This window comes from Actinomadura sp. RB99 (assembly GCF_014706005.1).
GTDB lineage: Bacteria > Actinomycetota > Actinomycetes > Streptosporangiales > Streptosporangiaceae > Spirillospora.
Map to the genome: position 1 here is coordinate 21,450 of NZ_JABMCA010000070.1, position 20,645 is coordinate 42,094.

18 protein-coding genes are annotated in these 20,645 nt (G+C 75.4%); 9 read left to right on the forward strand and 9 right to left on the reverse strand.

The features are described 5' to 3' along the window. The first annotated feature begins 19 nt into the window (after nucleotides 1-19). Nucleotides 20-2,227 (forward strand): acyl-CoA dehydrogenase, encoded by a 2,208-nt coding sequence (locus tag amrb99_RS39660; protein ID WP_190866223.1) that lies wholly within the window; start codon nucleotides 20-22, stop codon nucleotides 2,225-2,227. Nucleotides 2,228-2,400: 173 nt separating this feature from the next. Here the strand turns inward: amrb99_RS39660 and amrb99_RS39665 are convergent, their stop codons facing one another. After that, nucleotides 2,401-2,739: a hypothetical protein gene (locus amrb99_RS39665; RefSeq protein ID WP_190866225.1), complete on the reverse strand. Its 339-nt coding sequence runs from the start codon at nucleotides 2,737-2,739 to the stop codon at nucleotides 2,401-2,403. A 140-nt stretch (nucleotides 2,740-2,879) separates the two neighbouring features. Here amrb99_RS39665 and amrb99_RS39670 point away from each other — a divergent pair, with 140 nt between their 5' ends. From amrb99_RS39670 to amrb99_RS39680, 3 genes are read left to right on the forward strand one after another with little or no spacing between them, the layout of a single operon-like run. Continuing rightward, a complete protein-coding gene (locus tag amrb99_RS39670; protein ID WP_347257049.1) occupies nucleotides 2,880-3,323 on the forward strand; it encodes a hypothetical protein in 444 nt (147 codons plus the stop codon). Further along, nucleotides 3,320-4,240: a MoxR family ATPase gene (locus amrb99_RS39675; protein WP_190866227.1), complete on the forward strand. Its 921-nt coding sequence runs from the start codon at nucleotides 3,320-3,322 to the stop codon at nucleotides 4,238-4,240. The genes amrb99_RS39670 and amrb99_RS39675 overlap by 4 nt, the downstream gene beginning before the upstream one ends. A gap of 4 nt (nucleotides 4,241-4,244) precedes the next feature. Next, on the forward strand, nucleotides 4,245-5,642 hold the full coding sequence (locus amrb99_RS39680; RefSeq protein ID WP_190866229.1) for a VWA domain-containing protein: 1,398 nt from the start codon (nucleotides 4,245-4,247) through the stop codon (nucleotides 5,640-5,642). A 10-nt stretch (nucleotides 5,643-5,652) separates the two neighbouring features. Here the strand turns inward: amrb99_RS39680 and amrb99_RS39685 are convergent, their stop codons facing one another. Further along, nucleotides 5,653-7,038, reverse strand: a complete 1,386-nt coding sequence (locus tag amrb99_RS39685; protein ID WP_190866231.1) for an MFS transporter — start codon at nucleotides 7,036-7,038, stop codon at nucleotides 5,653-5,655. A gap of 93 nt (nucleotides 7,039-7,131) precedes the next feature. Between amrb99_RS39685 and amrb99_RS39690 the strand changes: the two genes are divergently transcribed. After that, nucleotides 7,132-7,629: a helix-turn-helix domain-containing protein gene (locus amrb99_RS39690; RefSeq protein ID WP_190866233.1), complete on the forward strand. Its 498-nt coding sequence runs from the start codon at nucleotides 7,132-7,134 to the stop codon at nucleotides 7,627-7,629. Between the two features lie 34 nt (nucleotides 7,630-7,663). On the opposite strand, the gene amrb99_RS39695 is transcribed toward amrb99_RS39690, so the two are convergent. After that, on the reverse strand, nucleotides 7,664-8,230 hold the full coding sequence (locus tag amrb99_RS39695) for a TetR/AcrR family transcriptional regulator (protein WP_190866235.1): 567 nt from the start codon (nucleotides 8,228-8,230) through the stop codon (nucleotides 7,664-7,666). 69 nt (nucleotides 8,231-8,299) lie between these two features. After that, nucleotides 8,300-8,638 carry an SPW repeat protein gene (locus amrb99_RS39700; RefSeq protein ID WP_190866237.1) on the reverse strand — a complete coding sequence of 113 codons (339 nt, stop codon included), beginning with the start codon at nucleotides 8,636-8,638 and terminating at the stop codon, nucleotides 8,300-8,302. A gap of 164 nt (nucleotides 8,639-8,802) precedes the next feature. On the opposite strand from amrb99_RS39700, the gene amrb99_RS39705 reads away from it, so the two are divergent. Then, nucleotides 8,803-10,380, forward strand: coding sequence for an adenylate/guanylate cyclase domain-containing protein (locus amrb99_RS39705; protein ID WP_190866239.1), 1,578 nt, complete (start codon nucleotides 8,803-8,805; stop codon nucleotides 10,378-10,380). Between the two features lie 3 nt (nucleotides 10,381-10,383). Here amrb99_RS39705 and amrb99_RS39710 read toward each other — a convergent pair whose 3' ends face one another. From amrb99_RS39710 to amrb99_RS39720, 3 genes are all read right to left on the reverse strand, one after another. After that, nucleotides 10,384-11,127 carry a hypothetical protein gene (locus amrb99_RS39710; protein ID WP_190866241.1) on the reverse strand — a complete coding sequence of 248 codons (744 nt, stop codon included), beginning with the start codon at nucleotides 11,125-11,127 and terminating at the stop codon, nucleotides 10,384-10,386. Nucleotides 11,128-11,320: 193 nt separating this feature from the next. Further along, a complete protein-coding gene (locus amrb99_RS39715) occupies nucleotides 11,321-11,965 on the reverse strand; it encodes an MBL fold metallo-hydrolase (RefSeq protein WP_190866243.1) in 645 nt (214 codons plus the stop codon). Continuing rightward, entirely contained in the window at nucleotides 11,965-13,050 is a 1,086-nt protein-coding gene (locus amrb99_RS39720; RefSeq protein WP_190866245.1) for an S-(hydroxymethyl)mycothiol dehydrogenase, read from the reverse strand. Before amrb99_RS39720 ends, amrb99_RS39715 begins: the two co-directional genes overlap by 1 nt. A gap of 225 nt (nucleotides 13,051-13,275) precedes the next feature. On the opposite strand from amrb99_RS39720, the gene amrb99_RS39725 reads away from it, so the two are divergent. Then, nucleotides 13,276-14,532, forward strand: coding sequence for a lipase (locus amrb99_RS39725; protein ID WP_190866247.1), 1,257 nt, complete (start codon nucleotides 13,276-13,278; stop codon nucleotides 14,530-14,532). A 9-nt stretch (nucleotides 14,533-14,541) separates the two neighbouring features. Here the strand turns inward: amrb99_RS39725 and amrb99_RS39730 are convergent, their stop codons facing one another. Together amrb99_RS39730 and amrb99_RS39735 are read right to left on the reverse strand one after the other, a co-directional pair. Further along, nucleotides 14,542-14,988, reverse strand: a complete 447-nt coding sequence (locus tag amrb99_RS39730) for an ATP-binding protein (protein WP_347257050.1) — start codon at nucleotides 14,986-14,988, stop codon at nucleotides 14,542-14,544. A 279-nt stretch (nucleotides 14,989-15,267) separates the two neighbouring features. Beyond that, nucleotides 15,268-15,933 (reverse strand): MBL fold metallo-hydrolase, encoded by a 666-nt coding sequence (locus amrb99_RS39735; protein ID WP_190866249.1) that lies wholly within the window; start codon nucleotides 15,931-15,933, stop codon nucleotides 15,268-15,270. A gap of 218 nt (nucleotides 15,934-16,151) precedes the next feature. On the opposite strand from amrb99_RS39735, the gene amrb99_RS39740 reads away from it, so the two are divergent. Together amrb99_RS39740 and amrb99_RS39745 are read left to right on the forward strand one after the other, a co-directional pair. Further along, entirely contained in the window at nucleotides 16,152-16,643 is a 492-nt protein-coding gene (locus amrb99_RS39740; protein WP_190866252.1) for a hypothetical protein, read from the forward strand. After that, the gene (locus amrb99_RS39745; RefSeq protein ID WP_190866254.1) at nucleotides 16,640-20,608 is read left to right on the forward strand and encodes a tetratricopeptide repeat protein; all 3,969 of its coding nucleotides are present in this window, start codon (nucleotides 16,640-16,642) and stop codon (nucleotides 20,606-20,608) included. Before amrb99_RS39740 ends, amrb99_RS39745 begins: the two co-directional genes overlap by 4 nt. The last annotated feature ends 37 nt before the right edge of the window (nucleotides 20,609-20,645 follow it).

A 20,645-nucleotide genomic window follows, 5' to 3' on the forward strand; every position in this document is an offset into this window, starting at 1 on the left:
CTGAGAGAGGGTTCGACACATGGCCATCGGGCTGACCGAGGAGCACGAGGCGCTCGCCGATTCGGTGCGCGGCTTCGCCGAGCGCAACATCCCGGCGACGGCCGTCCGCGCCGCGCTGGACGCGGACGAGGAGACCCGGCCCGGGTTCTGGCCGGCCCTGGCCGAGCAGGGCCTGCTGGGCCTGCATCTGGACGAGGAGCACGGCGGGCAGGGCTACGGCCTGCTGGAGCTGGCGGTGGTGCTGGAGGAGCTGGGCCGGGCCGCGGCGCCCGGCCCGTTCCTGCCGACGGTGCTGGCGAGCTCGGTGATCGACGCGTCCAGCAACGCCAAGCTGCGCGCCGAGCTGCTGCCGGGGCTCGCGGACGGGTCGCGGACCGGCGCGGTCGCGCTGTCGGGGGGCCTGACCGGCACCCGCGACGGCGACGCGCTGACGGTGTCCGGCTCGGCTGCGACGGTGCTGGGCGCGCTGCTCGCCGACGTGGTCGTCCTGCCCGTCACCGTGAGCGGGTCCGGGGGCGACGAGGAGCAGTGGGTCGCGGTGGACGCCGCCGACCTGAAGATCACCGCGGTGGCGAGCCTGGACCGGGTCCGCCGGGTCGCCGCGGTCGAGGCCGACGGCGTCGCCGTCGCCGCCGACCGGGTGCTGGACGGGGTGACCGGCGGCCGCGTCCGCGACCTGGCCGCGACGCTGTTCGGCGCCGAGGCCGCGGGCCTGGCCGGGTGGCTGGTGAACACCGCCGCCGAGTACGCCAAGGTGCGCGAGCAGTTCGGCCGCCCGATCGGGCAGTTCCAGGGCGTCAAGCACAAGGCCGCCCGCGCGCTGATCGCGCTGGAGCAGGCCCGCGCCGCCGCGTGGGACGCCGCCCGCGCGCTGGACGAGGGCACCGAGGACGCCGGGTTCGCCGCCGCCGTCGCGGCGGTGATCGCGGCGGACGCGGGCGTGCAGACCGCCCGGGACGCGATCCAGATGCTCGGCGGCATCGGGTTCACCTGGGAGCACGACGCGCACATCTACCTGCGCCGCGCGCTGACGCTGCGGGCGCTGCTCGGCCCGGCCAAGGACTGGGCCGCCAAGGTCGCGGCGCTCGCGCTCGACGGCGGCCGCCGCGAGGTCGAGCTGGAGCTGGACGAGGGCGCGCAGCCGCTGCGCGAGCGGATCCGCGCCGAGGTCGCCGAGCTCGCGGCGATCGAGGACAAGGACGCCCTCAAGGTCAAGATGGGCGACGACGGCTGGACCGTCCCGCACTTCCCCAAGCCGTGGGGACGGGGCGCGGGCCCGGTCGAGCAGATCCTCATCCAGCAGGAGCTGAAGGCCGCCGGGGTCAAGGCGCCGAACCTGGTGATCGGCGCGTGGCTGGTGCCGTCGCTCGTCCGCTACGGCACCGAGGAGCAGAAGGAGCGGTTCCTGCGGCCGACGCTGCGCGGCCAGATGGTGTGGTGCCAGCTGTTCTCCGAGCCGGGCGCCGGGTCGGACCTGGCGTCGCTGTCGATGAAGGCCGAGCGCGTCGAGGGCGGCTGGAAGCTGACCGGCCAGAAGATCTGGACGTCGGTGGCGCAGCACGCGCAGTGGGGCTTCTGCATCGCCCGCACGAACCCCGACGCGCCCAAGCACGACGGCATCACCTACTTCCTGGTCGACATGAAGTCGCCGGGCGTGGACGTGCGGCCGCTGCGGGAGCTGACCGGCGACGCGCTGTTCAACGAGGTGTTCCTCGACGGGGTGTTCGTCCCGGACGACTGCGTGGTCGGCGAGGTCGACAAGGGCTGGCAGGTCGCCCGCAACACGCTGTCCAACGAGCGGGTGTCGCTGTCGACCGGCGGCGGCCTCGGCATGGGCGTGCCCGAGCTGCTGAACTTCTTCAAGGGCCGGGAACTGGACGCGGTCGCGGCCGCCGAGGTCGGCAAGCTGGTCGCGCAGGGCCAGTCGATCGACCTGCTGGGGCTGCGGACCACGCTGAAGCAGCTCAACGGCGTGGAGCCGGGCGCCGAGGCGAGCGTCCGCAAGCTGCTCGGCGTGCAGTTCAACCAGGACGTCGCCGACTACTGCTGGGCGGCGCAGGGCGAGGCGGCGGCCACCGAGACGCCGATGGCCGAGAGCGGGATCATCGCCCGGGCCATGCTGTTCAGCCGCGCGATGACGATCTACGGCGGCACCACCGAGGTGCAGCTGAACATCATCGGCGAGCGGCTCCTCGGCCTCCCCCGCGACCCCGAACCCGGCAAGTAGCGGGGGTGTTCGCCCAGGGGGGCGACCCCCTGGAACCCCCGTCAACGGCCGACAGGCTGTTTCCCCGCTCCGCTGGCGCTCCGCGGCGAAACAGCCTGTCGGCCGGCGGGCGGGCCCGCTGCTCTCGCTGCACTCGCTCCGCGTGCCCGCCCGTGCCGCGCGTGGCCGGGCCGCTAACGCGGCCGGAAGTTGTAGGCGATGTTGATCAGGACGATCGCCGACCAGGCCAGGAAGAGGCCGACCCCGCCGGCGTTCACGACCGCGATGGCGCTGAGCGGGATGGCGGCGAGCATCGACAGCACCGCCAGCAGCAGGCTGTGGTCGCCGTCCCCGGACGGGCGGGGCACGCGGGGGCGGCGGCGCGGGGCCGGGGCGGCGGGACGCGCGTCGAGGGCCTCCTCGATGCGGTCCACGACCGTCTCGATGAAGGCCGCGTCGTAGTCGGGGCCCAGCTCGCGCCGGGCCGCCAGCGCCGCGGCGAGGTCCTCGCGAGGCAGTCGTCGGGTCGTCATGGTTCGGTTATAGGCGCGCGGGGGCCGGTGCCGCCTCACTCCGCGGTGCCATCCGCGGCGTACCCCGCAGGGATGAGCGGGGGGACGGCTCCGGGCGCCGATAAACTGCCGCTTTCGTCCGATAATCGCCGGAGGTTTCCGTGACCGTGCGGGCACGCTCGACCGTCCTGGCCGCGTGCGCGGCCGCCACCGCGCTCGCCCTGGCCGGATGCGGCGGCGGGACTAAGGAGGACGGCGCGGGGGAGAGCGCGTCCCCCGGCGCGGCGCCCGCCGCGCTCGGGCCGATCCCCGCGATCAAGCCCGCGGACGTCAAGCCGCTCGTCGGCCGCTGGGTCGGCACCGCCAAGGACTACTTCCAGTTCACGGCGGACGGCAGCGGCGTGTGGGTGAAGGGCGGGCAGAGGCTCTGGAGCGGGACGGCGATCCCCGAGGGCGGCGGGAAGTACCGCTTCTCCTGGCAGGGCGGCGACCCGAAGACCGCGTCCTACTGGGGGGTGTCCCTGTCGGAGAAGAACACCAAGCTGGTGTTCGCGGGAACGAACCAGACGTACACCAAGGCAGTCGCACACAAGGGCAAGGGATGACCGACACCACCGAGAACGCCGGGGACGCGGGGAACGCCGGAGCCGCGGCGAGCGACGGCGCGTTCGCCTCGCCCGCCGACGTCGAGCGCAGGCTGGCCGGCGTCCGCTACCTCGCCGACGAGGCGATCGCCACCACCGTGTTCCTCGCGCAGGCGCTCGGCAAGCCGCTGCTCGTCGAGGGCCCCGCCGGGGTCGGCAAGACGGAGCTGGCCAAGGCGGTCGCGGCGGCCACGCGGGCGGAGCTGATCCGGCTGCAGTGCTACGAGGGTCTGGACGAGGCCCGCGCGCTGTACGAGTTCAACTACAAGAAGCAGCTCCTCGCCATCCAGGCCGCCCCGGCGGACCGGGCCTGGCAGGAGACCCACGACGACATCTTCTCCGAGGAGTTCCTGCTGGAGCGGCCGCTGCTCGCGGCGATCCGGCGCGCGGAGCCGACCGTCCTGCTGATCGACGAGGCCGACAAGGCGGACGTCGAGGTCGAAGGCATGCTGCTGGAGGTCCTGTCGGACTTCCAGGTCACCATCCCCGAGCTCGGCACGGTCAGCGCGGTGCGCCGGCCGTTCGTGCTGATCACCTCGAACGCGGCGCGGGAGCTGTCGGAGGCGCTCAAGCGCCGCTGCCTCTACCTGCACCTGGACTACCCGGCGCCGGAACGGGAACGCGACATCGTCCTCGCGCAGGTGCCCGGCATCGAGGCGGAGCTGGCCGAGCAGCTCGTCCGGACGGTCGGGACGCTGCGCGCGCTGGAGGTCAAGAAGGCGCCGTCGATCGCCGAGACCGTGGACTGGGCCCGCACGCTGCTCGCGCTCGGCCTCGACGAGCTGGACGAGGCGGCCGTCGCCCGCACCCTCGGCGTCGTCCTCAAGCACGCGTCCGACCAGGAGCGCGCCGCCAAGGAACTGGGCCTGAGGGGCTGATCGGATGGCCTCGCTCGTCGACCGGCACACCGGGTTCGTGGCCGCGCTGCGGGAGGCCGGGCTGCCGGTGTCGGTCGCCGAGGGCCTGGACGCGGTCCGCGCGATGCAGGCCGTCGACCTGCTCGACCGGGGCGCGCTGCGGGCCGCGTACGCCGCCACGGTGGTGAAGCGGCCCCAGCACCGTCCGACCTTCGACACGCTGTTCGACCTGTGGTTCCCGGCCGCGGTCGGGGACGGCGCCGGAGCCGTGCGCGAGGAGGACCGGCCCGTCCGGACGCTCGGCGCGGACGGCAACCCCGTTCCGCCCGCCCTGGACCCGGAGGTGCAGCGCCGCCGAGGGGAGCTGATGGAGCTGTTCCTGTCCGGCGACGACGCGGCGCTGCGGCAGTTCGCCCGGACGGCCGTCGCCGAGTACGGGCGGACGCCGGGCCAGGAGTCGTGGTTCTCCTCGGGCGTGCTGCGGGCGCTGTCGCCGGAGACGCTGATGGCCGGGCTGCTCAACGCCGTCCTGAACGGTCAGGAGCGCGGCGGGATGGCCGAGCGCGTCGCGCGCCGCACGTTCCGCGACCGGATCGGCCGGTTCGAGGAGTTCGTCGCGAGCGAGGTGCGCCGCCGCATCGCCGAGGACACCGGCGTCGAGCGGACCGCGCGCCTCGCCGTCCGGCCGCCGCTGGAGCGCCTCGACTTCTCCAGCGCCAGCCGCGCCGACCTCGCCGCGCTGCGCCGCGAGGTGTACCCGCTGGCGCGCAAGCTCGCGTCCAGGCTCGTCCAGAAGCAGCGGCACGGCAAGCGCGGCCGCCTCGACTTCCGGCGGACGGTCCGGGCGTCGCTGGCCAGCGGGGGAGTGCCGCTGACGACGCACTACCGGCCGCGCCGCCCGCACAAGCCGGAGCTGGTCGTGCTGTGCGACGCCAGCGACTCGGTGTCGGCGTTCGCGCACTTCACGCTGCTGCTGACGTTCGCGCTGCGGGAGCAGTTCAGCAAGGTCCGCGCGTTCGCGTTCATCGACGCGACCGACGAGATCACCAAGTACTTCGCGCCGGGCGCGGACGTCACCGACGCGATGGCGCGCATGGCCGCCGAGGCCGACCTCGTCTGGATCACCGGCCGGTCCAACTACGGCCACGCCATCAAGGTGTTCGACGACAGGTACCGCGACGCGATCACGCCGAAGACGTCCCTGCTCATCCTGGGCGACGCCCGCTCCAACTACGGCGAGCTGTCGCTGCCGATCCTGCGGTCCATGGTCGACCGGGCACGGCACGCCTACTGGCTGAACCCCGAGCCGCGGCGGCTGTGGGACACCGGCGACTCCGCCGCGTCCCGCTACGGCGACCTCGTTCCGATGTTCGAGTGCCGCAACCTCACCCAGCTCGCCGCGTTCATCGAGGAGCTCGCCTGACCGGCGGCGCTCACCCGTGCTCGCGGATGGCGACGGCCAGGGCCGCGCCGGCGAGGGCGACGACGGCGGAGACGAGCATCGCGACGTCGGTGCCGTGCGCGAGCGCGGACGGGCCGTCGCCGGACCCGGTCGCGATCGCGCCGACGACCGCCACCCCGATGGACGCGCCGACGTAGCGGGCGGTGTTGTTCGCGCCGGAGCCCATGCTCGCCCGGTCGGCGGGCACGCTCTCCACGGCCAGCCGCGCGAGCATCGCGTTGGCCAGCCCGCTCCCGACCCCGGACACGACCAGGCCGGGGACGAGCCGCCACCAGTGCGCGTCCGGTGCGAGCCCGAGCATCGCGAACTCGCCGGCCGCGCTGAGCGCCAGCCCGGCGGCGAGCAGCCGCCCCGCGGGCAGCCGGGACGGCAGCCGGCGGGCCTGCAGCGCGGCGACGAACGACAGCCCGGACCAGATGGCCAGCACCAGCGCCGACACGACCGGCGACAGGCCCAGCACCAGCGTCATCACGGTCGCCAGGTAGCTCATGATCCCGATGACGGCGAGGCCGGTGACCAGCGCGCCGGACACCGACAGCAGGAACGCGGGCCGCCGGAACAGGCCGAGGTCGAGCATCGGCTCGGCGCGCCGCGCCTCCACGACGGTGAACGCCGCCAGCAGCACCGCCGCGGCGCCGAGCAGCGCCAGCACGCCCGGACGCGTCCAGCCGGCCCGCCCCCACGTGATCGCGGCGACCAGCGCCGCCACGCCGAGGCTCATGGTGACCAGCCCCGGCAGGTCCAGGCCGCGCGGCCGGTCGGCCCGCGACTCGCCGAGCGTCCGCACCGCGACCGCGCCGAGCGCCGCCGACGCGACGGCCGCGACCCAGTACCAGGCCCGCCAGCCGGCCGCCGAGGCGAGGCCCGCCGACGCGACCGGCCCGAGCGCGATGCCGAGGCCGAGCATCGCGCCCCACACCCCGGTGGCGTGGGCGCGGCGCGGGCCCGGCGGGAACGCCGCCGCGATGATCCCGAGACCGGTGGCCAGCAGCGCGGCGCTCGCCGCGCCCTGCACGATCCGTCCCGCGACGAAGACCCCGGTCGTCGGCGCGGCGGCGCAGGCGACGCTGGACGCGGCGAGCGCGGCGGCGCCGATGGCGAACACGCGCCGCCGGCCGTGGTCGTCGGCGAGGCTCCCGGTCGCCAGCAGCGCCGCCGCCAGGCCCAGGCTGATCGACGACATCAGCCAGATCCGGGCCGTCGGCCCCGCCCCCAGCCCGTGCGCGGTCTCGGTGAGCGCGGCCATCGGCGCGGTGTAGTTCATGAGCGCCAGCAGCGTCGCGGCGGCCGGCAGCGCCAGCGCGGCGGCGGTGCCCGCCGCGTGCCGCCCGGCGCGCGGTGTCGCCAGAGTCGTCATCGGAGCCCCCATCGGTTCAGTCAATGAACTCAGTGGGGAGACCGTAGCATGTCCGGTTCGTTCATTGAACCGATGGGGCGGTACTGTAAGGCCATGGCACTCGGCAAGGACTACGCGGCCCAGGACTGCTCGCTGGCCCGCGCGCTGGAGGTCGTCGGCGAGCGGTGGACGCTGCTGATCGTCCGGGACGCCTTCTACGGCGTGCGCAGGTTCAGCGACTTCCTCGCCCATCTGGACGTCCCGCGCGCCGTGCTGTCCGCCCGCCTCCAGGCGCTCGTCGAGTCCGGCGTGCTGGCCAAGGACGGCCACGACTACGTGCTGACGGACATGGGCAAGGAGCTGTGGCCGGTCGTCCACACGCTCGCCCGGTGGGGCGAGGAGCACCTGTCCGCCGAGCCGTGCCGGCTGTTCGTCCACGCCGGCTGCGGCGGCCGGGTCGGCACCGACGGCGTCTGCCCCGCCTGCGGCCGCCCGGTCGCGCTGGAGGACATGGAGATCCACGCCGGCCCCGGCGCGCGCCACCGCGACGACCCCGTCAGCCGCCTCCTCCGCACCCCCCACCGCCTCCTGGAGCCGCTGAGGCCGGCCTGACCGCGCGGCGAGCCCCCTGACGCCGAGGGCGCTGCTAGAAGGCCCGCGTGAGGAGGTCCGCGACGGCTTCGGGGTCGAGGTGCTGGCCGGTGAGGCCGGCGAGGTTCTCCTGGTAGATCAGCACGGCGGCGAAGGTGGCGGCGGCGGCCTCCAGGCGGGCCTGGTCGCCGCGGGCGCCGGGCAGCGCGATCTCCAGAGCGCGGCGGGCGCGCAGGAACAGCACCCGGTTGAGGTGTCCCAGCCGGTCGCGGACGGAGCGGTGCGTGTCGGCCTCGCGGAACAGGATGCGGCGCATCGCGGGCGAGGCGTGCAGCGGGAGCCGCCCGGCCAGCCGCGACAGGGTCCGGGCCGGGTCGCCGGGGACGGCCTCGGCGGGCTCGTCCGCCGGGTCCTCCACGAAGGTCCGCTCGTCGACCAGCGCGACGAGCACGTCGATCTTCTGCGGGAAGTAGTGGAAGACCAGGCCCTTGGGCACCTGGGCGCGGCTCGCTATGCGCGCCGTCGAGCTGGCCTCGTAGCCGCGGTCGGCGAACAGCGCCTCCGCCGCGTCCAGGATGCGGGTGCGCGAGTCCGCCGCCGCGCCGGTCCGCCGCACGCCCATCGGCACCGCCCCCCGCAGGCCCGTGCGGCCCCGGGGCGCGGTGCGCCCGAGGCCGTCGCGGGATCTCGATCAGGCCGCGGCGGGCTTGCCGCCGTGCGCCTGGGTGGCTCCCCACAGGCCGACGATAGCCGCCGCGCCGCCCGCGATCCATGCCGTCCACGCGGGGGCGTGCGCGCCGGTGAAGCCGAACGCCCACGGCGCCACGAAGATCAGCAGCGCGAACGCCGTCGCCGCCCACGACGGGACGCCCTGGCCGCCGAGCAGCGCCCACAGGCCGGCCGTCATCAGCAGCGCGCCGAGCACCATGAGCGGCTGCTCGCCCGCGTTGTCCCCCCACAGCTCGGGGGCCACCAGGACGACGAGGCCGGCCGCGAAGGCCACCCCGTCCTGCCATGCGAACCTGTCCATCCGTCGCTCCTCCGGGACGATCACCTTTGGACCTCTTTGTCCACTTCAGTGATTCCTGATTGACCGACCGGTCAACCTTCCGCGCCGGAGCCGGTGGTACGGCCCCGGGGTAATGCCGGCGGGACGGGGAGTGAGGTGCCCGGCAGCGGATACCCTGCACGCTCATGGAGACCGAACCGCCCGGACCCGCCCCGCGGGCCGGGCGCCCCCTGCTCGGCCCCCTGTGGCGGCTGATCGACGGCCGGCCGGACGACTCCCGCGCCGCCATCGCGCGCCGCGCCCGGATCCTGGTGACGATCGCGACCGGCCTGGCGAACCTGGGCGGCGCGCTGGTCGTGCTGGTGTTCGCGGTCGTGGTGCCCGATCCGGTGGGCCGCGTCTCCGACCGGCTCCAGACGATCAACCTCGCGGTGTTCACGGCCTACGTCGTCGCGGCGGTGCCCGCCGGGCTCGTCCTCGGCGAGCGGTTCTTCCGGCGCGTCCGGCGGCTGGTGGAGCGGCACGACGAGCCGGACCGGCACGAGCGGTCGCTGCTGCTGTACGGGCCGCTGCGGCTGATGGCGCTGCACCTGACGCTGTGGGGGATCGGCACGGTCGGCTGGGTGGTGATCAACGCGCCGTTCTCCACGCTGCTGGCCGTCAAGCTGGGCCTCACCAGCCTGCTCGGCGGCCTGACCACCTGCACCATCGTCTACCTGCTGACGGAGCGGCTGCTGCGGCGCGCGGTGACGACGGCGCTGCGCAGCGAGATGCCGCGCCGCACCGGGCTGCCGGGCGTGGTGGCCCGCTCGGTGCTGGCGTGGGGGCTCGGCACGGCGGTGCCGATCCTCGGGCTGATCACCCTCGCCGTCGGCTCGTTCGTGATCGCGAAGATCACCGTGCGGGACTTCGCGCTGGCGGTCCTCGCGCTCGGCGGCACCGCGCTGGTCATCGGCCTCGCCGTCACCTACGGCGCGGCGCGCGCGATCGCCGACCCGGTCGAGTCGGTGCGGCTCGGGCTGGCCCGGGTGGAGCGCGGCGACCTGGACGTGGAGGTGCCCGTCTACGACGCCAGCGAGGTCGGGCTGCTGCAGGCCGGGTTCAACCACATGGCGGCGGGGCTGCGCGAGCACGCCCGGCTCCAGGACCTGTTCGGCCGGCAGGTCGGCGAGGACGTGGCGCGCGTCGCGCTCGAGCGCGGCATCGACCTCGGCGGCGAGACCCGCGAGGTCGCGGTGCTCTTCGTGGACATCGCCGGCTCCACCCGGCTCGCCGCCGACCGGCCGCCCGCCGAGGTCGTCGGGCTGCTGAACGCGTTCTTCGCCGTGGTGGTGAAGGTGGTCGGCGCGCACGGCGGCTGGATCAACAAGTTCGAGGGGGACGCCGCGCTCGCGGTGTTCGGCGCCCCGCTGGCCCTCGCCGGCATGCACGGCCGCGCCCTGGCCGCCGCCCGGGAGCTGGCCCGCCGCCTGCGCGAGGAGGTGCCGGAACTGCGCGCGGGGGTCGGGGTGTCGGCGGGCGAGGCCGTCGCGGGGCACATCGGCGCCGAGGAGCGGTTCGAGTACACGGTGATCGGCGACCCGGTGAACGAGGCGGCCCGGCTGACCGACCTCGCCAAGTCGACCGAGGCGCGCGTCCTCGCGTCCGGCTCCCTGGTCGCCGCGGCGGATCCCGAGGAGGCGGCGCAGTGGGAGCTCGGCGAGGAGGTCACCCTCCGGGGCCGCACCCGGGCGACGCGGCTCGCCTCGCCGCGTCCAGCCTAGGGCTCAGGACGGGCCGAGGGTGGCGCCGCTCAGCGTCGTGTAGAACGGCGAGTCGGCGAAGCCGGGGCCGGTCTCCTCGCCGATGTACACGTCGGCGTGGTTCTCGCCGCCGTAGCCGGGGCGGAACAGGTCGGTGACCGTCCAGCGCGCCTTCCGGAACGCCGCGCACACCGCCGCCTCGATGCGGTGCCCGCTGCCGTCCCTGCCGCAGTCGACGATCGCGAACCGCTGCCCGCGCGCGAGCACCGACCTGTCGGCGGCGGCGGACGACCACGGCCGCAGCGGGCGGCCGGCGGAGTCGCGGGTCGTGTCGTCCAGCCAGTAGCCGACGCTGTGCGACCAGTTGAGGTACCGGCCGCGCCGCGGTCCCGACGTGATCCGCCCGCTGCCCTCCTCCTGGATCACCGCGAGGAAGTCCTCCGGGTAGGAGCCGAGCGGCGTCCTGCCGTGCGAGCAGTGCAGCTCGGGGCAGCCCTTGACGGCCTTGGGGCGTCCCTTGTGGAGGCTCTCGACGGCCGTGTAGTAGGTGGTGATCCGCCACGCGCCGGGCCTGCCGAGCGGTGCCACCCGGTCGGCCTCCGGCGACACGTCCGGCGAGGCGGCGGGGGAAGTGGCGGGAGAGGACGCGCCGGTCGCGGTGGGCGGCGGAACGTCCAGCGCGCCCGTGGAGCTCCCGGACGCCCGGCCGCACCCGGCCAGGGCACCGCACAGCGCCAGCGCGGCGGCGAGCGATGCCCTCGGCCGCATCAGCGCCCCCTCACCTCCGGTCCGCGCGCGTGCGCTCCGGCTCGTCCGCCACGGGCGACGATATCCCGGACGCGGCGGCCGGGCGGCCCGGGGGCGAGAATCCGGCCAGGAGCAGCACGGACGCTGCGGCGACGCGGAAGGCGGCGACCCCCGGCATCCGGGGATCGCCGCCCGTACCGCAGGCGGGCCTGGATCAGTGGCCTCGCGCGATCCATTCGTCGAGGTGCGGCGCCTCGCCGCCGATGGTGGTGGAGTCGCCGTGGCCGGTCCGCACGACCGTCTCCGGCGGGAGCGTGAGCAGCCGCTCCCGGATCGAGTCGATGATCGTCGGGAAGTCGGAGAAGGACCGGCCGGTCGCGCCCGGCCCGCCGCTGAAGAGCGTGTCGCCGGAGAACACGGTGCCGAGGTCCGGGGCGTGCAGGCAGACCGCGCCGGGGCTGTGCCCGGGCGTGTGCAGGACCGTCAGGCCGGTGCCCGCGACCGTGATGACCTGCCCGTCGGACAGCTCGCCATCGGGGCTCTTGTCCGGGTGCTTCTGCTTCCAGAGCATCAGGTCGTCGGGGTGCAGCAGGACGGGCGCGCCGGTGCGGGCGGAGAGGGCGGGAGCCGCGTCGATGTGGTCGTCGTGGCCGTGCGTGGACACGATCGCCACCAGCCGCCGGTCGCCGACCGCCGCCGCGATCGCGTCGGCGTCGTGCGCGGCGTCGATGACGATCGCCTCGCTGTCGTCGCCGACGATCCAGACGTTGTTGTCGACCTCCCATGTCCCGCCGTCCAGGGAGAACGTCCCGGACGTCACGACATGGTCGATGCGCGCCCGTGGCGAAGCCGGGGCCATCAGAGGACCACCACCGAGCGCAGCACGTCGCCGTGGTGCATCTTCTCGAACGCGGCCTCGACGCCGTCCAGCGCGATCGTCTCGGACACGAACGCGTCCAGGTCGAGGCGGCCCTGCAGGTACAGGTCGATGAGCATGGGGAAGTCGCGGGAGGGCAGGCAGTCGCCGTACCAGGACGACTTCAGCGACCCGCCGCGGCCGAACACGTCGAGCAGCGGCAGTTCCAGCTTCATCTCCGGCGTCGGCACGCCCACCAGCACGACCGTTCCGGCCAGGTCGCGGGCGTAGAAGGCCTGCTTGTAGGTCTCCGGGCGGCCGACCGCGTCGATGACGACGTCCGCGCCGAACCCGCCGGTCAGCTCCTGCACGGCCTCGACGACGTCGGTGCCCTTGGCGTGGACGGTGTGGGTCGCCCCGAGCGAGGACGCGGTGGCGAGCTTGCGCTCGTCCAGGTCGATCGCGATGATCTTCGCCGCGCCGGCCAGCCGCGCGCCCAGCACCGCAGCCGCGCCGACCCCGCCGCACCCGATGACCGCGACCGAGTCGCCGCGCCCCACGTTCCCGGTGTTGATCGCCGCGCCGAGGCCCGCCATCACGCCGCAGCCCAGCAGCCCCGCGACCTCCGCCTTGGCGGCCGGGTCGACCTTGGTGCACTGCCCCGCGGCCACCAGCGTCTTGTCGGCGAACGCGCCGATGCCCAGCGCGGGCGACAGCTCCGTCCCGTCCTCAAGGGTCATCTTCTGGGCGGCGTTATGGGTGTTGAAGCAGTACCACGGGCGGCCCCGCAGACACGCCCGGCACTGCCCGCACACCGCGCGCCAGTTCAGGATGACGAAGTCGCCGGGCGCCACCTCGGTGACGCCCTCGCCGACCGACTCCACCACGCCCGCGGCCTCATGCCCCAGCAGGAACGGGAACTCGTCGTTGATGCCGCCCTCGCGGTAGTGCAGGTCGGTGTGGCACACCCCGCACGCCTGCACCTGGACGACCGCCTCGCCCGGACCCGGGTCGGGAACGGTGATCGTCTCGATCCGCACCGGCTCGCCCCGTCCGGGTGCGACGACCCCGCGTACCTGCTGCGCCATGCTGCCGCCTCTCGTCGTGTTCGGTCCTTGCTCCGACCCTATAGACCCCGGCCACGGCCTCTCCGCGGGTCTTCTGCCGGACGGAAGTTCCGGGCACCCCCGCCGGAGGGAGGCCGCCGCCCCCGGAGGTACCGGATGGAAGATCACCACTCGGCGCGATGTCCGTCCGGGCGCCCGCGCCGGAGGCTGGTGGCCGCTCGTTCCCCCAGCTGAAAGAGGACCGCCATGACCCGCCGTTTGAGGATCGCCGCCGCGGGCGCCGCCGGTGCCGCGATCATCGCCGCCGGCGCCGTGCCCGCCCTGGCCGGGGAGGGGACGAAGGACCGCCCGGCCGCGACGCACGGGCAGGCCGCCGCGCGCGGGCAGCTGATCTCCGCGCGCTACCTCGGCACCAGGTCCGCGGACGAGGTGCGCGCTTGGCTGGCGACGGAGGGCTTCGACGCCTCGTCCGTCCGCTACGGCGTGGACTCCTACCGCCTCATCTACCGGACGGTCGACGCGCGCGGCCGCGCGACCGTCGCCAGCGGCCTGTTCGTGCTCCCGCGCAACGGCGAGCGGAAGCTGCGCACGGTCTCCTACACGCACGGCACCACCAGCTACATCGGCGACGCGCCGTCGATGGCGCAGGACGTGTGGGGACCCGGGCCGGCCGTCACCTACAGCGCCGCCGGGTTCGCCGCCGCCGCGCCCGACTACCTCGGCCTCGGTGAGGGACCGGGCGTCCACCCGTGGAAGGACGTGCCGACCGAGACGTCCGCGTCGCTGGACATGCTCCGCGCCGCCCGGCAGTTCACCTCGCGCGAGCACCGGGAACTGGACGGGCGGGTCTTCGTCACCGGGTTCTCGCAGGGCGCCTCCTCCGCGCTGGGGCTCGCCCGGGCCCTCCAGGACGGCGCCGACCCGCACTTCCGGCTCCGCGCCGTCGCGCCGATCAGCGGCGGGTACGACTTCGGCGGTGTCGAACTGCCCGCCCTCTTGGACGGGCGGGTCGATCCGAAGACGTCCGTCGCGTACCTCTCCTACCTGCTCACCTCGTGGAACCGCATCCACGGGGGCATCTACGGGAAGCCGTCCGACGTCTTCAAGGAGCCGTACGCGAGCCGCGTCGAGAAGTACTTCGACGGCACCACGCCCGGCCAGGTCATGCTGAAAGGACTGCCGGGCACCCTCGGCGAGCTGCTCACGCCGCGCGGCTTCGAGGTGCTGCGCCACCCGTCCGGGACGTTCGCCGAGGCCCTGCGGGTGGACGGCGAGGTCTGCACGGCGTGGACCCCGCGCGTCCCGGTCCGGCTCTACAAGATCACCAACGACGACCAGGCGGTGACCGCGAACACCGACCACTGCGCCGCCGCGTTCCGCGCCCGGGGCGCCGGCGTGCCGGTCGTCGACGTCGGCGACAAGGTCTACGGCGGCTCCCGGCACCTCGGATCGAACATCGCGGGCACCGCCCTCGCCGTCCGCTGGTTCAGCGGGCTCCGCTGAGCGGCGCGCTCAGCCGAACCGGATCGCCCGGAGCCGGTCGGCGGCCTCCCGGTCCAGCACGGTCACCCCGGCCGCGGGCGGGAGGGCGCCGCCGCGGGCCCGCTCGATGAGCGGCACCCAGCGTCGGCAGTGCCGCGCGAACGTGGCGCCGGTGACGGCGCGCCCGCGCGCGAACTGCCCGGCCCGCGCCGTGGCCGGGTCGACGTCGATGAGGATCAGGTGCAGCCGGCCGCCCCGGCGGCGCGCCAGCCAGGCGAAGCAGTACAGGATGTGCGGCCAGGTGCCGCGCGTGTGGGCGACAACCCCGTGGCCGGCCAGCACCGCCCGCCCGATCCGCCACACGTGGGTGACGTGGACGAGCGGGGTGCGCAGCCGCACCGGCAGCGGGCGCAGGAAGCGCGCCCACCAGTTGCGGGACTGCCGCGAGTCGATGATCCGGACGTCGCCGGCGGGCACCGGCGCGGTCTCCTCGCCCGTCAGCCCGTACAGCCGGTTCAGCAGGGTGCTCTTGCCCGCCCCCGGGAGCCCGGCGAGCAGTACCAGCGAGCCCCGCGGGTAGCGCAGGGCGGAGCCCGGTTCCGTGTCGTCGATGATGCGCTCCTGGTCTCGGCCCCCGGATCGGTGCGGATGTGGTCGTCAGAACGAACACCCCGCACCACTGGTTCCGGCGGCCGGCGCACCGGGGCGCGCCGGGGCGCGCCGCGCGCGTCCCGGCGGACCTTCAGGAGGGCGCGGTCACCAGCCGCGCGAGCGCCACTCGGGCAGCGACGGGCGCTCCCGGCCCAGCGTGGAGTCCTTGCCGTGGCCCGGGTAGAACCAGGTGGCGTCCGGGAGCCGGTCGAAGACCCGCTCCTCGACGTCCGCGAACAGCTGCTTGAACAGCGTCGGGTCGCCCCAGGTGTTGCCGACGCCGCCCGGGAACAGGCTGTCGCCGGTGAACAGGTGCGGGCGGTCGGCCAGCTCGCCGCCCGCGTCGTACAGCAGCGCGATCGAGCCAGGCGTGTGGCCGCGCAGGTGGATGACCTCCAGCGCCGCCCGCCCGACGCGGACGGTGCCGCCGTTCTCGACCGGCTCGGAGACCGGCTCGGGCAGCGCCTCCGCGTCGTGCGGGTGCGCGACGACCGGCGCGCCCGTGGCCCGCACGACCTCGCTCAGCGCCGTCCAGTGGTCCTCGTGGCGGTGGGTGGTGACGATCCGCGCGAGCGGCCCGTCGCCGATCAGCTCCAGCAGCCGCGGCGCCTCGTTGGCCGCGTCGATGAGCAACTGCTCGCCGGTCGCGGTGCAGCGCAGGATGTAGGCGTTGTTGTCGTACGGCCCGACCGCCACCTTGGTGACCGTCAGGCCCGGTAGCTCCCGGACGTCGGGGCGGCCGCCCGCCTCGACGTTCCCCGTGTAGGTCATGGGCGAGATTCTCCCATCGGCAGTACGCGCCGTCGGTGGTGCGCCCCGGGTCGTGGTGCGCGCAGACCATCTTCCCCCATCGGCCGCCGCCGGGCGCGCCCGGGCCGGATGAGTCACGGGACTCAGCCGAACCGTGCGCTCGGCGACGGACGTTTCCGCCTTGCCGTCCGACCATGGTCATTGGAAGATCAGGATCGACCCGTGAGGACGGTGCCGCGTTGATCACCGCATTCCGTCCCGGTCCGGACCGGGAACGTCCGGAGGAGCTGCTCGGCCACGCGTGCGCGCTGGTCCGGCTCTGCGGCCGCGACGCCGCGATCGCCGCCGTGTTCCTCGCCCTGGTGCTGGTCGGCACCGTGAGCCGGCTGGCCGCCGGGCTCCCCGGCGCCGTCGCGCTCGCCCTGCTGCCGGTGCTGGCCGGCGCGTTCGCGGTCTCGGCCGGGTACACGGTGCGGTCCCGGCGCACCCTGGTGTCGGTTCTCGGCGAGGTCCGCGGCCGCACCGGCGCGCCGGTCGACCCGTCCGCGCCGTGGACGCCGTTCGGCTCGGCGGCCGCGCTGGACGCCCGGGTCCGCGACGCCGAGCTGCGCCGGCTGCTGGGGGCGGCGCACCGCTGCGGCGAGCTGTCGTGGCTGGCGGTCGCCTGGTCGGCGGCGACCGCCGTGCTGTTCCTGTTCTGGTGGCTGGCGACGGCGATGGCGGGCGGGTGACCGGGGTGATCGACCACGACGTCCGGCCGGGCAGCTTCTGGGAGCGGCTCGGCCCGGACGACCGGCAGGCGCTGCGGGCGATGGGGCGGCGCACCACCATCCCGCTCGGCGGGACGCTCTGCCACCAGGGGGTCACCGCCGCGTCCGTGTGGGTGGTGTTCAAGGCGGCGCCGCGCGCGGCGAGCAACGCCGTCGCCAAGGAGTTCGTCGACTCCAGCGAGGGCGACGAGTCGATCATCGACCTGTTCGGTTCGGGCGACCTGGTCGGCGCGCTCGGGGCGTGGGGGCACCCCGAGCGCGGCACCGTCGCGGCGCTCGACCACGTCGAGGCGCTGCGCGTGGACCGCCGCAGGTTCCGCGGCCTGCTCGCCGCGAACCCGCAGGTCGCCGAGGCGATGATGCACGCGGTGTCGGAGAGCGTCGGGTACGGCGGGCGGCGCCACGCGGTGCGGGCCGCCGAGCACCCGCAGCGCCTCGCCTACCACCTGCTGGAGCTGGCGCACCGGTTCGGCGTGCGCACCGCGCGCGGGACGGAGATCCCGCTGCGGCTCAGCCAGGCGGAGCTGGCGAACTGGGCCGGGATCTCCCGCGAGACGCTGGTGCGCTGGTTCCGGCTGTGGCGGCAGAAGGGCATCATCGACCGCCGGCCGCGGCCGCTGACCGTCCTCGACCCCGAGAAGCTGCGCCGCGCCGCGAGCCCGTGGGGAGACGAATGGCCGGCGATCGAGACGGAGCCGGACGGCCCGGCGGTCGCCCCGCAGGTCCGCCCGGAGCAGGACGGGCCGTCCGGGCTGGCCGCGCGGACGCCGGCCGGGCTGGACGCGGCCCGCGGGAAGCCGCCGGTGCGCCTGCCCGCCGACAATCCGTTCTTCGCCGGCCGGGCGGTCAGCCTCGGCAAGCTGGACCTGCTCGTCGCGCAGGCCGAGTGGCCGCGCGCCGTGATCGTCCAGGGGATGGCGGGGGTCGGGAAGACGACGCTCGCGCTGCACTGGGCGCACCGGGTCGTCGACCGGTTCCCCGACGGGGTGGTGTTCGCGGACCTGCGCGGCACCACCCGCAGCCCCGTCACGCCCGCGGAGGCGATGGGGCAGGTGCTGCGCGCCGCCGGCGTCCCGGGCGACCAGGTCCGCAGCACCGAGGCGGAGCTGGCCGCGCAGTGCCGGTCGCTGCTCGCCGACCGGCGGATGCTGCTGATCCTCGACGACGCGGCGCGGCCGGAGCAGATCAGGCCGCTGGTCGGGGCGATGGCGTCCGGGCTGGCGGTGGTGACGAGCCGGCGGCGGCTGCCCGCGCTGCTGGAGGGCGCCGACGTCCGCGCCCTGGAGCTCCGGGAGATGGTCACCCAGGAGGCCGTGGACCTCATCTCCAACGTGCTCGGCCCGGCCGACGCGCGCGTCCGCGAGGAGCGCAGGGCGGTGGCCCGGCTCGCCCGCGAGTGCGGGCACCTCCCGCTGGCGCTGTCGGTGATGGCCGGCCGGCTGGCGGAGAACCCCGGCGAGTCGATCGCCGGGACCGTCCGGGAACTGGCCGAGAGCGACGCGCAGGCCGCCTCGTCCTACGGGAAGCCTCTGCCCGGCGCCCCGGACGGGCCGCCGCCCGACGCGCCGCCGCCGGACGGGCCGGGACGGGCCGGGGCGCGGCCGGTCGGCCCGGAGGCCGGCGGCGTCGGGCTGACCGGCATCGAGCTGCACGAGGGGCCGGGGCACGGTCCCGCCGGCCCCGGGCTGCGCGGCGTGCTCGACCCGACGTTCGACGTCGCGTACCGCAGCCTGCGCCGCGACCACCGGGAGGCGTTCCGGGTGCTGGGCCTCGTCGCGGGCCCCGACTTCACCCCGGCCGCGCTCGCGGCGCTGCGGGACGGGACGGTCGACGAGGCGCGCGAATGCCTGGAGGGCCTGCGGCAGGCGTACCTCGTGCACGACGTCGCGCCCGGGCGGTACCGGATGCACGACCTGCTGCGCGACTTCGCCCGGGACCGGGGCCTGGCCGAGGACGCCGACAGCGACCGGCTCGCCGCGCAGCGCCGGCTGCTCGCCGGGTACCTCGCCGAAGCGCGCGCGGCGGGGGACGCGCTGGCCGGTCGCCGTCGCCCGGCCGTCCGCCGGGACCGGTGGCCGGACGGGGCGCGGGGGCGCCCGTCCGCCCCGCCCGGATCGGGCGCGGCGGCGGGGGCCGGGCGGGCGGTGGCGCTGGCGTGGTTCGAGGCCGAGCGGCGCAACCTGGTCGCCGCCGTGCACCAGGCGGCCCGCCTCGGCCTGCACCGCACCTGCTGGGAGCTGGCGGACGCGCTGTTCGACTTCCAGGAGTTCCGCCGCTACAGCGAGGACAACATCGCCGTCCACCAGGCGGGCCTGCACGCGGCCCGCACGGAGGAGGACTGGGCGGCCGCCGCCGTCATGCTGCACAACCTGGCGGTGGCGCACTTCGAGGCGGGCGGCTCCGTCCAGGCGATCGGGTACGGGGAGGACGCGCGGCGCGCGTTCCGGACCGTCGAGCCGCCCGACCGCTACGGCGAGGCGGCCGCGCTCGCCGCGCTCGCCGACGTGCACGTGTCGCTCGGCCGGTACCTGACGGCGATCGAGCACGCGCGCCGGGCGCTGGACGGCCACCGGGAGATGGACGACCGCGGCGGCCTCGCGAAGGACCACGACACGCTGGCCCGCGCCCGTCTCGGGCTCGGCGACTACGAGGTGGCGCTGGACCACGCGGGGGAGGCGCTGAAGGTGCGCCGCCGGATCGGCGACCAGCCCGGGGTGGCGGAGACGCTCCTGACCATCGCGCAGGTGCACCGCCGCCTCGGGAACGTCCACGAGGCCGTCTCGCACGCGCTGGAGGCGCTCTACATCCGCCAGGACATGGCGGACGGGCACGGCGCCGCGCAGGCGCTCACCGAGCTGGCCCGGATGAACGCCTCCCTGGGACTGCGCGAGATGGCGCTGCGGGATGCCGAGCAGGCGCTGCGGACCTATCAGGCACTGGGCGCCCGCCACGGGGAGGCGCGCGCGCTGACCACCCTGGGCATGCTGACGTGCGACGCCGCCCGGTACCCGGAGGCGTTCACCTACTGCGGGCAGGCGCTGCGCCTGCACCGCGACATTGGCGACCGGCACGGCGAGGCGGAGACCGTCGCGCAGATCGGCATCGTCCACTGGCGGCTCGGCCGCTACCGCGAGGCCCGCGAGCAGCTGCTGCGCGCCCTGGAGATCCGCCGCGAGATCGGCGACCAGCACGGCGAGGCGCACGACCTGGAGCACCTGTCGGTGGTCATGCGCCGGCTCGGCCGCCCCCAGGAGGCGTTCGTCCTCGGCCTGGAGGCGCTCGACCTGTGGCACGGGCTCGGCGCGCAGAGCGGCATGGCCGGGACCCTCGGCAGCCTCGCCCGCACCTACCTGCGGCTGGGCCTGCCCGAGGACGCCGAGCGCGCCGCCGGGCAGGCGCTGCGGATCCGGCGGGCCGGCGGCGACTGGTACGGCATGGGCGTCGGCATGGACACCTTCGCCGCCGTGCTGCGCCGCAGCGGACGCCCCGAGGAGGCGCTGGAGATGGAGCTGGAGGCGCTGCGCGTCCTCGGCGAGGTCGGCGACCGGCACAGCGAGGCGACCGCGCTGGTCCACCTCGCCGCCATCCACCTGGACCTCGGCCGCGCCGCCGAGGCCCGCGCGACCGGGGCGCGGGCGCTGCGGGCGGCCACCGAGGTCGGCGACGCCCGCGAGCAGGCGTACGCGCTGCACGCCATGGCCCGCGCGTGCCAGCTGCTCGGCGAGCACGCGCCCGCCTGCGAGCACTTCGAGGCCGAGATCGCGATCCGCCGCGACATGGACGATCATGGTGGCCGGCGGGTCGCGCTCGAACTGCAGGCGCGGTCGCGGAAGGCGCTCGGCGACGAGGCCGGCGCGGCCGACTGCGCCCGGCGCATCGGGGCGCTGGACAAGTGGCTCGCCTCGGACAGGTCGCTTGACATGTGACGAACTACGCGGTCCATCGGCGTACCGCCGCGTTCAC

What these genes read in the sequence shown, in the direction of transcription:
- amrb99_RS39715 (WP_190866243.1), bottom strand. Translation starts at nt 11,965, where the DNA reads ATGGCCCCGGCTTCGCCACGGGCGCGCATCGACCATGTCGTGACGTCC.
- amrb99_RS39720 (WP_190866245.1), bottom strand. Translation starts at nt 13,050, where the DNA reads ATGGCGCAGCAGGTACGCGGGGTCGTCGCACCCGGACGGGGCGAGCCG.
- amrb99_RS39710 (WP_190866241.1), bottom strand. Translation starts at nt 11,127, where the DNA reads ATGCGGCCGAGGGCATCGCTCGCCGCCGCGCTGGCGCTGTGCGGTGCC.
- amrb99_RS39735 (WP_190866249.1), bottom strand. Translation starts at nt 15,933, where the DNA reads ATGACCTACACGGGGAACGTCGAGGCGGGCGGCCGCCCCGACGTCCGG.
- amrb99_RS39705 (WP_190866239.1), top strand. Translation starts at nt 8,803, where the DNA reads ATGGAGACCGAACCGCCCGGACCCGCCCCGCGGGCCGGGCGCCCCCTG.
- amrb99_RS39700 (WP_190866237.1), bottom strand. Translation starts at nt 8,638, where the DNA reads ATGGACAGGTTCGCATGGCAGGACGGGGTGGCCTTCGCGGCCGGCCTC.
- amrb99_RS39725 (WP_190866247.1), top strand. Translation starts at nt 13,276, where the DNA reads ATGACCCGCCGTTTGAGGATCGCCGCCGCGGGCGCCGCCGGTGCCGCG.
- amrb99_RS39680 (WP_190866229.1), top strand. Translation starts at nt 4,245, where the DNA reads ATGGCCTCGCTCGTCGACCGGCACACCGGGTTCGTGGCCGCGCTGCGG.
- amrb99_RS39695 (WP_190866235.1), bottom strand. Translation starts at nt 8,230, where the DNA reads ATGGGCGTGCGGCGGACCGGCGCGGCGGCGGACTCGCGCACCCGCATC.
- amrb99_RS39690 (WP_190866233.1), top strand. Translation starts at nt 7,132, where the DNA reads ATGGCACTCGGCAAGGACTACGCGGCCCAGGACTGCTCGCTGGCCCGC.
- amrb99_RS39675 (WP_190866227.1), top strand. Translation starts at nt 3,320, where the DNA reads ATGACCGACACCACCGAGAACGCCGGGGACGCGGGGAACGCCGGAGCC.
- amrb99_RS39660 (WP_190866223.1), top strand. Translation starts at nt 20, where the DNA reads ATGGCCATCGGGCTGACCGAGGAGCACGAGGCGCTCGCCGATTCGGTG.
- amrb99_RS39685 (WP_190866231.1), bottom strand. Translation starts at nt 7,038, where the DNA reads ATGACGACTCTGGCGACACCGCGCGCCGGGCGGCACGCGGCGGGCACC.
- amrb99_RS39665 (WP_190866225.1), bottom strand. Translation starts at nt 2,739, where the DNA reads ATGACGACCCGACGACTGCCTCGCGAGGACCTCGCCGCGGCGCTGGCG.